At 74.9% G+C, this 12554-nt stretch carries 9 protein-coding genes; 6 read left to right on the top strand and 3 right to left on the bottom strand.

Features of this window, described 5'->3' with window-relative positions; genetic code table 11:
- Positions 1 to 59: 59 nt before the first annotated feature.
- Positions 60 to 2975, bottom strand: coding sequence for a hypothetical protein (locus ACZ466_RS50145; RefSeq protein ID WP_464042150.1), 2916 nt, complete (start codon positions 2973 to 2975; stop codon positions 60 to 62).
- A 268-nt stretch (positions 2976 to 3243) separates the two neighbouring features.
- On the opposite strand from ACZ466_RS50145, the gene ACZ466_RS50140 reads away from it, so the two are divergent.
- The gene (locus ACZ466_RS50140; RefSeq protein ID WP_378281048.1) at positions 3244 to 4224 is read left to right on the top strand and encodes an EamA family transporter; all 981 of its coding nucleotides are present in this window, start codon (positions 3244 to 3246) and stop codon (positions 4222 to 4224) included.
- 110 nt (positions 4225 to 4334) lie between these two features.
- On the opposite strand, the gene ACZ466_RS50135 is transcribed toward ACZ466_RS50140, so the two are convergent.
- On the bottom strand, positions 4335 to 5093 hold the full coding sequence (locus ACZ466_RS50135) for an ABC transporter permease (RefSeq protein ID WP_378281047.1): 759 nt from the start codon (positions 5091 to 5093) through the stop codon (positions 4335 to 4337).
- A 56-nt stretch (positions 5094 to 5149) separates the two neighbouring features.
- A complete protein-coding gene (locus ACZ466_RS50130) occupies positions 5150 to 6115 on the bottom strand; it encodes an ATP-binding cassette domain-containing protein (RefSeq protein ID WP_378281046.1) in 966 nt (321 codons plus the stop codon).
- 91 nt (positions 6116 to 6206) lie between these two features.
- On the opposite strand from ACZ466_RS50130, the gene ACZ466_RS50125 reads away from it, so the two are divergent.
- The 5 genes from ACZ466_RS50125 to ACZ466_RS50105 all read left to right on the top strand — a co-directional run bounded on the left by ACZ466_RS50125 (position 6207) and on the right by ACZ466_RS50105 (position 12443).
- On the top strand, positions 6207 to 6905 hold the full coding sequence (locus ACZ466_RS50125; protein ID WP_378281045.1) for a TetR/AcrR family transcriptional regulator: 699 nt from the start codon (positions 6207 to 6209) through the stop codon (positions 6903 to 6905).
- 56 nt (positions 6906 to 6961) lie between these two features.
- Complete coding sequence (locus ACZ466_RS50120) at positions 6962 to 8452, top strand: vWA domain-containing protein (RefSeq protein WP_464042147.1); 1491 nt, start codon at positions 6962 to 6964, stop codon at positions 8450 to 8452.
- 80 nt (positions 8453 to 8532) lie between these two features.
- On the top strand, positions 8533 to 9528 hold the full coding sequence (locus ACZ466_RS50115; protein WP_378281043.1) for an ARPP-1 family domain-containing protein: 996 nt from the start codon (positions 8533 to 8535) through the stop codon (positions 9526 to 9528).
- A gap of 382 nt (positions 9529 to 9910) precedes the next feature.
- Positions 9911 to 10861 (top strand): acyl-CoA desaturase, encoded by a 951-nt coding sequence (locus tag ACZ466_RS50110; RefSeq protein WP_378281042.1) that lies wholly within the window; start codon positions 9911 to 9913, stop codon positions 10859 to 10861.
- Between the two features lie 25 nt (positions 10862 to 10886).
- Positions 10887 to 12443: an AMP-binding protein gene (locus ACZ466_RS50105; protein WP_378281041.1), complete on the top strand. Its 1557-nt coding sequence runs from the start codon at positions 10887 to 10889 to the stop codon at positions 12441 to 12443.
- Positions 12444 to 12554 lie beyond the last annotated feature (111 nt).

The following is a 12554-nucleotide window of genomic DNA, read 5'->3' as shown; positions in this document are numbered from 1 at the left end:
CGACACCGGAAAACGCGGTGCCGGAAGAACCGGCACCGCGAAGAACCGGCGGCGCGGCGTCAGGACAGTTCGGCGGCGACGCCCTCGAAGTCCTCGGCGGTGAGCGAGAGCATCGCGGCGTTCCCGATCGCCTGGGTCGCCTCCGCACGTCCCAGATGACGGGTCGCGGCGCGGTCCAGGTAGGCCTCCACCAGGCGCGCGCCGGTCAGCCGCCCCAGCGGCCGCAGCACCGCCAGATCACGGTCGACCACGCGCCACGCGCCCGCGTCCAGCCGCAGCCGCCGCTCCTCGGCCAGCAGGTCCAGCAGCGCGCGCCGCACCCGCGGCTCGCTCAGATCGGGCAGCCGCACCGCCCGCAGGTCGGTCACCAGCTCCGGCGAGGCCGCCGACAGCTCCCCGACCCGCTCGGGCTCGCACGTACCCAGCAGCGCGGTGTCGCTGACCCCCTCCAGCCGCGCCCGGTACAGCGCCGAGGCGAACCCCGCGCCCTGCGGATGGTCCAGGATCAGCGTCTCCAGCCCCTCCAGCAGCAGCACGTGCCCGGCGTGCTCGTCCAGCGCCGCGCGCAGCCCGTCGGGCCCCCGCTCGCGCAGCTCGTCGGCGTGCATGCCGCGCACCTCGCCGCTGGAGACCTCCACCTCCGCCAGCGCCCGCGCCACCATGCGGGCCAGTCGGCGCTGCCCCGAGGACGGGCCGCCGATCAGCAGCAGCGCCGGCACCGAGGCGCTGGACACCTCCTGACCGCGCAGCCGCTGCGCCCACTTGCCGCGGCGCCGCACCTCGGTGACCACCCGCTCGATGTCGTCGCCGCCGCACAGGAACCGGATCCCGTACGCCTCGGCCACCTGCGGGCTCGGCCCCGGATCGGGCGCGGCCGGGACGGGCGGCGGCGGCTCGGGCACCGGCGCCGGCGGTGGCGGCAGCGATGGCTCGGCCACCGCGCCCGCGCCCGGCACCGCACCCGCGGCCCCGGGAGCGTCGGCGCTCGGCCACACGGGCCGTCCCGAAGCGCCCGCCGGGTCCAGCTGCGTCGCCAGCGGATCAGGGTCCATGTGCGTGACGGACGGATCGGACGGCCAGACCGGCTCGCCCGCCGGGTGGGGAACCCCGCCGGCCGCGGACGCCCTCGGATCGTCGGCCGACGGCCACACCGGCGCCGTGGGCGGGGCCGGAGGCACCACCGGCGGCGACGGCGGCACCGGCAGGCCGGGCGAACCGGGAGGCGCGGGCTGGTGGGGATCGGCGCCACCGGGCAGAGGCGGCGGCGGTGGCGGCGGGATCCGCGGCGGCGCCGCGTCCGACCCCAGCGGCCCCAGCCCGCCACCGGGCACGGGCGCGCCACCCGGCACGCCACCGGGCACACCGCCCGGTGCGGGCGCCTGCTCCTGCCCCGGCACCCCGCCGTCCAGCATGCCCTGCGGCGGCGGCGCCGGCGCGGCCGCCGGCGGGGGAGAGGGCACCCCGGCCCCAGGCGGGGGCGGGGGCGGAGGCTCGGGGACCGGGGCCACCGGCGCGTCCGGCTGGGCCGGCGGGGGTGACTGCGTCTCCCGCTCGGAGGCCAGGTGCGCCCGCGCCGCCTTGATGATGTCCCAGGCGCTCAGCTCGTCGGTGGAGGGCGGCGTGTGCATCGCCGGGCTGGTCAGCTCCGCCGCCAGCGCCTGCGGCAGCGCGAACCCCGTCGCCGGAGGCGGCACCTGCGCCAGCCGGCACCAGGTCAGCCCCAGCGTGTAGGTGGTGGCCAGCAGCGCCGCCAGCGCGTCGGCGTCGCTGGTGCGCAGCGCCTCCGGCAGCCGCCCCTCGCGCGGCCACAGATCGCGCAGCGGATGGGACGCGTCGGTCAGCACCGCCTGCAGCGTGCGCGCGCTGTCGGGATCCAGCCAGCGCTGCAGCGCCGGCATCGCGTTCGGCGCGGACTGCAGGTCGGCGGCCAGCACCGCCACCCCCGCCCGGCGCACCTCGTCGTGCGGACGGCCCCCGGTCACCTGCCGCGGCCCGGTCAGCCCCGCCACCATTTGCTGCAGGTCGTACAGCGCCAGGCGCAGGTACTCGCCGGGCGCGGCGTCGCGCACCATCGGCGTGGCGTACTCGGCCGGGCAGCGGCGCCGCCACTCCTGCAGCACCGCCGCAGGGCCGTAGCGCGCGGTGGCGATGTCCTGCTGCACCAACCGCAGCGACGAGGCCGTCACCGCCGCCAGCGCGTCGGCGCCCGGCCGGAACCGCGCGTCGCCCTGCAGCCCCGCCGCGACCTCGTACATCACCCGCGCGATGTGCGCCGCGCCGCCGCCGTCGCCGGCCAGCAGCCGGTTGATGTAGTACCCCGCCAGCGTGCTGAAGTCGGGCGGCATCATCCAGTGCAGCCGCTCGGCCGGCGTGGTCAGGAACGGGATGAACGACTCGATCAGCGGATGCTCGATCAGCACCACCGGCGACCCCGCGCACCACAGCAGCGCGCCCCACGCCGCCGCCACCGTGCTGGGCGTGCCGGGCTGGAACATCGGGTCCTGCTGGGCGAACTGCGCCGGGTTCACCGCCCACGCCGTCGTCAGCGCCTGCTGGATGCGCGCCACCACCGCCGTCTCGGGCACCGGGCCCAGGAACCCCAGCGAGGCCACCCGCCCCGCCGCCAGGTCAGGACCGGTGGGGAACATCTGCGGCGGCACCGGCGGCGTGCCCGCCCCACGCGGCGCCGGCACCACGGCGGCGCGGTCGGCCGGATCGGCAGGGGGAGGGCAGGGATGCCAGTTGCCGTCCAGGCCGCAGCGGTACCAGCGGCCCCACGCCCCGTACAGCCACCACTCGCTGGAGCCCCACAGCATCCGCGCGACCACCTGCTCGGCGCGCTGCTGCGGCGGGGCGGTGCGCCACCACGCCGAGGCCACCAGCTCCCGGACGTTGCCCTCCACCGCGGTGAAGAGGTCACCGGCCGTCCCGCCCCCGCTTCCGCCGGGTGCCGCCCCGGCCGCCTGCCAGTTCACCTGGCGAATGGTAGTCCTTCACGGGCCCGGGTCCCGCATCGATCCGGCAACACGCGAACGCCTTCCGCGCCGGGTCGGCGGGACCTCCGCGCCCTCTGCCCCAGGGGTTTGCGGACGTTCCCCAGGGCCGCTGAAGGACGCCCGCATTCCACCCGCACCCGCCCGTGCCTTGGCCGGAGGCGTGCGCGAGCCGGGAGGAACCGCCCGCCCATCGACCTGTAATGAGCGTTATGCCAAGATGCTCCTTAACTTCATGGAAGGGGCCGGCATGGACCAGGCGGCGCGCACCAGGACCACCGGGCTGGCGTTCGCGGTGCTCTCCTCGATCTGCTTCGGCGCCTCCGGACCGTTCGGCAAGGCCCTCATCAACGCCGGCATGAGCCCCCTGCAGGCCACCTGGCTGCGCGTCGCCGGCGCCGCGCTGGTGCTGGTGCCGCTGGTGCTGCTCCTGCGCGGCCCCGCCGCCCTGCGCGCCCTGCGCGCCCTGCGCCCGCACCTGCCCCGGCTGGCGCTCTACGGCGTCACCGGCCTGGCCGGCTGCCAGGCCCTCTACTTCGTCGCCGCCTCCCGGCTGCCGGTCGGCATCGCGATCCTGCTGGAGTTCACCGGCCCGGTGATGGTGCTGGCCTGGCTGCGGCTGGTGCGGCGCGTCCCGGTGCACCGCACCGCCGCGCTGGGCGTCGCCGTCGCCGTCACCGGGCTGGCCCTGGTCGTGCAGGTCTGGGACGGGCTGCGGCTGGACGCCGTCGGACTGGCCGCCGGGCTGGGCGCCGCCGCCTGCCAGGCCGCCTACTTCCTCATCATCGACCGGCTCACCGGCGACGTCGACCCGCTGGCCATGACCGCCGTCGGCAGCGTCGTCGGCGCCGCCGTCCTCACCCTCCTGGCCGTCCCCTGGACGCTGCCCTGGGAGGTGCTGCCGGCCGCCGTCCCCGTCGGCGGCCACACCGCGCCCGGCTGGGTCCTGGCCGCCTGGATCATCCTGGTCAGCACCGTCGTCGCCTACCTCACCGGCGTCGCGGGCGTGCAGCGGCTCTCGGCCCAGGTCGCCGGCGCCATCTGCTACACCGAGGCGGTCGCGGCCACCCTCATCGCCTGGGCCGCGCTCGGCGAACGGCTCACGCCCGTGCAGACCGTGGGCGGGGTGGTGGTGCTGGCCGGGGCGTTCATCGCCCAGCGCGCCGTCATCGACCGCACCCCGGCCGTCGCCTCACCCGAGACCCCCGCGCCCGCCCTCAACGCCCGCTGACCCCGGCGCCGCACCGCCGCGAGCCCAAGAGCCCGGGCGGTCCGGGCGGTCAGGGCCGGGGGGCCTGGACGGACGCCTCCGGCCTGGGGACGCGAGCCGACCCGGGGCCCTCAGGCGTTCTCGCGGCGGAAGCGGCGCGCGCCCAGCGCGACCGACACCGCCAGCAGCGCCACCGTCACCGCCGCCCCCCGCAGCACCGCCGCACCCGCGTAGTCGCCGCCGAACGCCGCCCGCACCGCGTCCACCACGTACCGGAACGGCGTCAGCCGCGACACCGCCTCCAGCCACCCCGGCGCCATCGTCATCGGCAGCAGCACCCCCGACAGCAGCATCAGCGGGAGCGTCACCGTCGACAGCAGCGGCGCGAAGGCGTCCTCGCTGCGCGTCGCCATCGCCAGCACGTACGACAGCGAGGCGACGCTCAGCGCCAGCCCCACCACGAACGCCAGCCCGATCAGCAGCCCGGCCGCCGGCGCCCGCAGCCCCAGCGCGAGCCCGGCCGCCAGCAGCATCACCGCCTGCACCGCCAGCACGACCGTGTCGCGCATGACCCGGCCCAGCAGCAGCGCCGTCCGGCTGACCGGGGTCACCCGCAGCCGCTCCACCACCCCCGAACGCAGGTCGGCGATGAGCCCGAACCCGGCGAAGCCCGCGCCGAACAGCGCCAGCTGGACCAGGATGCCCGGCACCAGCACCCGCCACGGATCGCCGCCGAAACCGCGCACCCCCGTCAACGGAGTCAGCAACGGCCCGAACAGCACCAGGTACAGCAGCGGCTGCAGCACCCCGAAGACGACCACGACCTTGCTGCGCAGCGTCTGCCGCAGATACCGGCCGAAGATCAGGTACGAGTCGCGCACGGTGCGCACGGAGGACCTCCCAGAGGACGAAGGGGACGAGGGGATGAGGGCAGGGCCGGGGACGGTCAGGCGGCGGGCTCATCGCGCAGCGAGCGGCCCGTGACGGTGAGGAAGACATCGTCGAGCGAGGGACGCGCCAGGCGCACCGAGGCCAGCTCGATCCCCGCCGCGTCCAGCGCCCGCACCAGCTCCACCAGCGCCCTGTCGCCGTCCTCCACCCTCAGCCGGACCACCGGGCCCGCCGCCCGCGCCTCCCGCACGCCGGGCCGCCCGGACAGCACCTCGCGGGCCCGGCCGGCCGCGGCCTCGCCGCCCGCCGGCTCGAGGGTGACCACGTCACCCGACACGCGCCGCTTCAGCTCCGACGGCGTCCCCTCGGCCACGATCCGCCCCCGGTCGATGATGAGGACGCGGTCGCACAGCGCGTCCGCCTCCTCCAGATAGTGCGTGGTCAGGAAGACGGTGGTGCCGTCCTGGTCGCGCAGCCGCGCGATGTGCTCCCACAGGTTGCCGCGGCTGTGCGGGTCCAGGCCCGTGGCGGGCTCGTCCAGGAACACCAGCGGCGGACGGTGCACCAGTCCCAGCGCGATGTCCAGCCGGCGGCGCTGCCCGCCCGACAGCGACCCCGACGGGCGCTCCTGCAGCCCCTCCAGGTCCAGGCGGGCGCACAGCTCGGCGATCCGCCCGCCCGCCCCGCGCGCCCCCGCCACCCCGTACAGGTCGGCCTGCAGCCGCAGCTCCTCACCGGCCGGGACGCCCGGATCGGTGCCCCCGGCCTGCCCGACGTAGCCGATGCGGCGCCGCACGCCGGCCGGATCGGAGCGCAGGTCGCGCCCCGCCACCCGCGCCGTGCCCGCCGTCGGCGCCAGCAGCGTGGTGAGCATGCGCAGCGTGGTGCTCTTGCCCGCGCCGTTGGGGCCCAGGAACCCCACGATCTCGCCCGGCGCGACGGCCAGGTCGACGCACCGCACCGCCTCGACCGGCCCGCCGCGGGTGCCGAAGGTGCGGGCCAGCCCGTGTGCCTCGATCACAGTCGCCTCCTCGAATCGGAAGTTAGAGTAACCCAAATTTTTAAGTGACACCAAAATTTAAGCGACACCAGGGGACGTTAGGATCGTTCCCATGACCGAACGGATGGGCCTGCGCGAGCGCAAGAAGCTGGAGACGCGGCGGCGGCTGTCCGACATCGCCACCGGGCTGTTCCTCGCGCGCGGCTTCGACAACGTCACCATCGCCGACGTCGCCCGCGCCGCCGACGTGTCGGTCAACACCGTCTTCAACTACTTCAAGACCAAGGAGGACCTGTTCTTCGACCGCCAGGACGAGATCGTCGGCCAGGCCGCCCGCGCCTTCCGCGACCGCCGCCCGGGCGAATCGGCCGTGGCGGCCTTCCACCGCGAGTTCCTGCGGGGCCTGGACGAGCACGCCCCGCAGACCTCCTTCCACGAGGGCGCCGAGACCTGGACCAAGACCGTCATGGACAGCCCCGCGCTCACCGCGCGCCAGCGCGAGATCGGCCAGCGCGCCCAGGACGAGCTGGCCGCCGCGCTCGCCGAGGACACCGGCGCCGGACCCGACGACCTCGGCCCCCGCATCGCCGCCGCCATGATCTTCTCCGCCCAGCAGGTGCTCAGCGGCGAGATCGTCCAGCGCAAGCTGGCGGGGGAGTCCCTGGAGGAGATGCGCGCCGACGTCTACGCCGCCGTCGAGCGCGTCTACGGCCTGCTGGAGGACGGCATCGGCCGCTACGCCGTCAAACCCCCCGCGCCCGCCGCGCCCGCCGCGCCCGGCGGCGATGGGAGCGCGCCCGCCGGAAAATGAGTGTCGGGGCACTCGCGGAGATTCCTAGACTCCATGATTGCGGAGGCGAAACAATCATGGACACCCCCACGCTCCTCACCCATCTGGAAACGCGCACCCCGCCCCTCGCGCTGCCCCGGGGCGGCACCCTGTGCTGGGACGACGCCGACTTCCACCGCGCCGCCTACACCGACGACCCCGAGGGCTACGCGCTGCTGGGCCTGGCCCCCGGAGTCGGCTCCTGGCAGCGCGCCCGGGTGCTGCTGCAGATCCTGGCCGCCTCCCAGGCCGGACTGGACGACGCCACCCGCGCCACCCTGGCCAAGACCGCCCGCGTGCTGACCCTCGCGCTGCCTCCCGCGCACGTCATCACCGTCCTGCTCGCGCTGCGGCGGCTGCGCGCCAACCACAAGCACACCACCCGCGCCGCGCTGCGGTTCGTCCTGGAACACCCCCACGCCGACGCCCTCATCGCCGCCCGCCGCCCCGCCCTGCTCGACTGCTTCGAGCACGCCCTCGGCAAGGCCACCGCCCGCGGCTGCGCCCGCCGCATCGCCGAGGGCGACACCGGCTCGGACTACCTCCAGCGCCGCCTGCTGCGCTTCCTCACCGCACCCCGCGCCGCCCTTCCCCGCGTCGGCGCCCTCTACCAGGCCGCGGCGGCCGGGCTCGCGGCCACCCGCGGCATCCACGGCCCGCACGAACCACACGGCCCGCACGGCGCGCACGACCGGTACGACCCGCACCAGCCGCCGCTGGCGATCGACGCCGTCCGCGAACGCCCCCAGACCGTCACCCCCACCAACCGCGGCGACATCGCCGCCACCCTCGTCCACCTCTACCGCGGCGGCCCCGCCGAGGACCTGTACATCGACGCCGTCCGCGAACGCCCCCAGACCGTCACCCCCACCAACCGCGGCGACATCGCCGCCACCCTCGTCCACCTCTACCGCGGCGGCCCCGCCGAGGACCTGTACGTGGCGCTGGGCGGCCAGATCGGCGCGGTCGCCGCCACCTTCCCCCGCTTCGAGGGCACCCTCGCCCTGGTCCTGGACGCCTCGGCCTCCATGCGCGGCCACGGCGACCGCGAATGGGCGATCCTGTCCCAGGCCGCCGCGCTGCGCATGGTGCTGTCGCAGGTGTGCGCCCGCCTGGAGGTCGTCGAGGTCGGCGGCGACGAACGCACCCCGCGCGGCGCCACCGACCTGGCCATGGGCGTCCTGGACGCCCTGTCCACCGGCCCCGACCTGGTCGCCGTCGTCTCCGACGGCTACGAGAACCTCTTCCCCGGCGACCTGGCCCGCGTCGTGGCCACCCTGCCGCGCGCCGGCATCACCACCCCCGTGGTGTTCTGCCACGCCCTGTTCACCGGCAGCGACGACCTGACGCTGCGCCGCCCGGCCCCGGCACTGCCCCAGCGCGGATTCTGGCACCAGGACGACTTCGCCGAACTCCTGCCCTGGATGTTCGGGCACTGCGAGGCAGGCGAACCCTGGCTGCGCGACACCCTGCACGCCCGCCTGGACCTGCTCGACCGCCGGGCCACCGACCTGGCCCGCGCCGCCTGAACGCCCCGCACCCGACACGCGCACCCGAGACCGCGCCCCCGCCCGGACCGTGCCCGACCACACGAGGAGGACCCTCGCCGATGAGCGACCTCACCACGCTCGACACCCTCGTGCCGGGCCCGCTCAGCCTGGCCGGGCACCGCCTGGGCACACCCCAGCGCGCCGGCGCGCTCACCATGGTCCCCATCAGCGGCCCCGCCTACCCCGGCATCGTCCCGCCCCGCACCGGCCTCAAACTCACCCGCGTCGCCGGGTACGGGAGCGTCGAACTGCGCAACGGCGCACCGCAGGGCGTGGCGATCGTGCCACTGCACATGGGCCACGTCCAGGACGCCGCACAGAACCACGCGCTGTGCCGCTCGGCGTTCCTGGCCGCCGGGCAGACGCTGATGTTCGAGGACGCCTGCTGCGTCCAGGAGAGCCAGGGCGGCTACCTCGCCGAACGCGACCAGTGGTTCTTCATCCTGCCCCTGGAACTGCGCGCCCGCGCCCTGGAACTGCGCGGCGCCCGCGACCACGCCAAGCTCTGGAACGACATCGCCGCCCTCAACCGCCGCTACGGCCTGCCCCGCCGCGGCCACCTCGAGCAGATCCTCTCCCGCCGCCGCGCCGTCCTCACCCAGTACCAGAGCCGCCTGGAACTGCAGCCCGGCCAGCTGGGCGCGCTGTTCTTCCTCGACGGCCGCTTCGCCGGCCTCGAACTGGCCCCCGACCCCCGCTACTTCGCCGAGATCTGGACGCCCCTGGTCTCCTTCGCCTACGGCGTCGCCGCCTGGTACGCCACCCCCGGCGCACACCACCCCGCAAGCGCCGACGCCTCCGGACACGGACCCGAGCCCGAGCCGTTCGACGCCCGCGACCTGGGCGAGCTGCGCGCCGCCCTCGACCACGACCGCGCCACCCGCATCGCCGAGATCGCCGACTGGCTCGCCGCCACCCCCACCGGCCCGGTCACCACCCTCGAAGAGGAGCGGTACCTGGACCTGAGGCTGTCGACCGTCACCGGCGCGCACCTGGCTGGGCAGATCGTCACCGACGGCGCCCGCGCCGTGTACGCCTCCCTGTTCGCCACCTGAAGCCTCCCACCTGGAACGCGCCACCCGAAGGCCCCCCGTCACCTGAACAACTGGGAAAAGGGGTTGCCCCGGCGGCCGCCGGACCACTTCAATCGGACTGCGCGGGAACTGTGCCGGGCGCGTCAGGATCACACCTGATACCAGATCAGTCGCATCGTGCTCGAACACGAACCGAACCTGACGAAGCGCCGGCCGCCCGTCCCGCCCGCCCTCTCCCCTCGCGCCGCCCTGACCACGGGCTCCCGCACGGCCCCTCGGCGTTCTTGTCAATCACCCGCACAACGGGCCGCGCAACAGTTGAGGTCACAGAGAAGCCCCGCCCGCCGACGCGGTCGTACGGTCGTCCCCATCCAACCGTGCCCGACCTGCGAAGGAGCCTTCCGTGACGGCGGGCGTCGCCGATGCGGGCACCCGAGCCCCGCAACCCGACATCTCACCCAAACCCGTCCCGCTCATCGAGCGGATCAGCGTCGTGGTCTTCGTGGTCGCCCCGATCTTGGGGGTGCTCGCGGCCGTCCCGTTCTTCTGGGGCTGGGGACTGGGCTGGACGGACGTGGCCATCTTCGCCCTCCTCTACCCCTTCAACGCCCTGGGCGTCACCATCGGCTACCACCGCCACTTCACCCACGGCGGCTTCAAGGCCAAGCGGTGGCTGCGCATCGCGCTGGCCGTCCTGGGAGGGCAGGCCTGGCAGGGCTCGGTCATCTTCTGGGTCGCCGACCACCGCCGCCACCACAAGTACGCCGACCAGGAGGGCGACCCCCACTCGCCCTGGGCCCACGGCCCCGGCGTCCGGGGCCTCACCCAAGGCCTCTACCACGCCCACATGGGCTGGCTGTTCCGCAAGCACCGCACCTCACGCAGCAAGTACGCCCCCGACCTGCTGGCCGACAGGGACCTGCGGTTCATGGGCCGCAACGACGTCTACGTCCTCATCGCCGCCTCCACCGTGCTGATCCCCATGGGGCTGGGCGCGCTGCTCACCTGGTCCTGGCACGGCGCCGTCACCGCCCTGTTCTGGGCCGGGCTGCTGCGCGTGTTCGCCGGCGACCACATCACCTTCTCCATCAACTCCATCTGCCACGTCTTCGGCAAGCGGCACTTCAGGACCCGCGACCGGTCCCGCAACGTGTGGTGGCTGGCCCTCCCCTCCTTCGGGGAGTCCTGGCACAACCTGCACCACGCCGACCCCACCTGCGCACGGCACGGCGTCCTCAAGGGGCAGATCGACATCAGCGCCCGCGTCATCTGGCTGCTGGAGAAGCTCGGCTGGGTGTGGGACGTGCGCTGGCCCGACGACCAACGGCTCGCCGCCCGCCGCCTCGCCCCCTGACCACCCCACCAGGAGCGACCACCCCATGACCAGCCCGGCCCCAGCCCAAGCCCCCGGACCGCTGCCCGACCTGGACCGCACCCCGCTCGTCCAGCGGTTGGCACGCTGGGCCCGGCAGTACCCCGACGACCGCGCCTACACCTACGTCGACTACAGCGGCGACGTCGAAGGCGTCCACGTCGACATCACCTGGGCCGAACTTGACGCCCGCTCCCGCGCCGTCGCCGCCGCCCTCCGCCGCACCACCCACGCCGGGCGGCGCGCCGCCATCCTCGCCCCGCAGAACCTCGACTACGTCATCGCCTTCCTCGGCGCCATGTACGCCCGCGTCATCGCCGTGCCGCTGTTCTCCCCGGACCTGCCCGGCCACGCCGACCGCCTCACCGCCGTCTACGGCGACGCCGAACCCGAGTGCGTCCTCACCACCACCGAGGCCCTCCCGCACGTGGAGGCCTTCTTCGACGGCACCACCCTGCCCCGCCCCAAAGCCGTCCTCAACGTCGACGAGGTCGACCGCTCCCTCAGCTTCGAACCCGAGCCCATCGCCCCCGACGACCTGGCCTACCTGCAGTACGTGGCTGGAACTGCTCAGCGAGCAGAGCCACGCCTTCACCTGCGCCCCCAACTTCGCCTACGAGTACCTGGCCACCAAGGTCGAGGACGAGGAGAAGGCCGCCCTCGACCTCAGCGGCGTCCAGGTCTTCATGAACGGCGCCGAGACCATCCGCGAAGGCACCCTCACCCGCTTCCTGGACGCCTACCGCGACCACGGACTGCGCCCCGAGGTCCAGGTGCCCGCCTACGGGCTGGCCGAGGCGACGGTGTACGTGTCCTCTTCCTCCCGCTACCGCCCGCCCACCGTCAGGGCCTTCGACCGCGACGCCCTCAACCGCGGCGTCCTGCGGCCCTGCGACCGCGACGGCGAACGCGCCTCGGTCATGGCCGGCTGCGGCACCCCTACGGCCAGTACGTCGCCATCGCCGACCCCGCCACCGGCGAACGCCGGCCCGACGGGCGGGTCGGCGAGATCTGGGTGCACGGGCCCAACATCACCGCCGGCTACTGGGGCCGCCCCGAGGCCACCGCCGAGACCTTCCAGGCCGTCCTGGCCGGCGACCGCGGCGGCCTGCCCGAACGCCCCTGGCTGCGCACCGGCGACCTGGGCGTCTGGTACGAGGGCGAGCTGTACGTCACCGGGCGCATCAAGGACCTGGTCATCATCGACGGCCGCAACCACTACCCGCACGACATCGAGCACACCGCCTACAACGCCCACGAGGGCGTGCGCCGCGAATACGCCGCCGCGTTCGCCGTCGCCGGCCGCGACACCGAGAACCTGGTCGTGGTCGCCGAACGCAACCGCCGCGTCCCCGTCCGCCGCCTCGACCCCCGCGAGGTCACCGACGCCGTCCGCGCCGCCGTCAAGCACCACCACGACGTGCGCGTCCACGAACTGGTCCTCATCGAGCCGGGCGGGCTGCCCCGCACCAGCAGCGGCAAGGTCTCCCGCACCGCCTGCCGCAGGGCCTACCTGGACGGGACGCTCCCGCTCACCCGCACCGGCCCGCACCCCGCCGCCTGACCCGCCCCCGAACATCCACCGCCCGCCGCCGTCGGCGGGCCGCCGACGGGATCCTGTGATAGGGACGGACTAGAACGTGTTCTAGTCCGATGTTCCCTCCAGGACAAGGGG

Source organism: Actinomadura rugatobispora (genome assembly GCF_055379765.1).
Note: the sequence above shows the minus strand (reverse complement) of the source record. Positions and strands in the feature narration are given on the sequence as shown.

Bases quoted from the DNA above. Each gene is read 5' to 3' on its own strand.
- ACZ466_RS50140 (WP_378281048.1), top strand. From the start codon at position 3,244: ATGGACCAGGCGGCGCGCACCAGGACCACCGGGCTGGCGTTCGCGGTG.
- ACZ466_RS50125 (WP_378281045.1), top strand. From the start codon at position 6,207: ATGACCGAACGGATGGGCCTGCGCGAGCGCAAGAAGCTGGAGACGCGG.
- ACZ466_RS50120 (WP_464042147.1), top strand. From the start codon at position 6,962: ATGGACACCCCCACGCTCCTCACCCATCTGGAAACGCGCACCCCGCCC.
- ACZ466_RS50115 (WP_378281043.1), top strand. From the start codon at position 8,533: ATGAGCGACCTCACCACGCTCGACACCCTCGTGCCGGGCCCGCTCAGC.
- ACZ466_RS50105 (WP_378281041.1), top strand. From the start codon at position 10,887: ATGACCAGCCCGGCCCCAGCCCAAGCCCCCGGACCGCTGCCCGACCTG.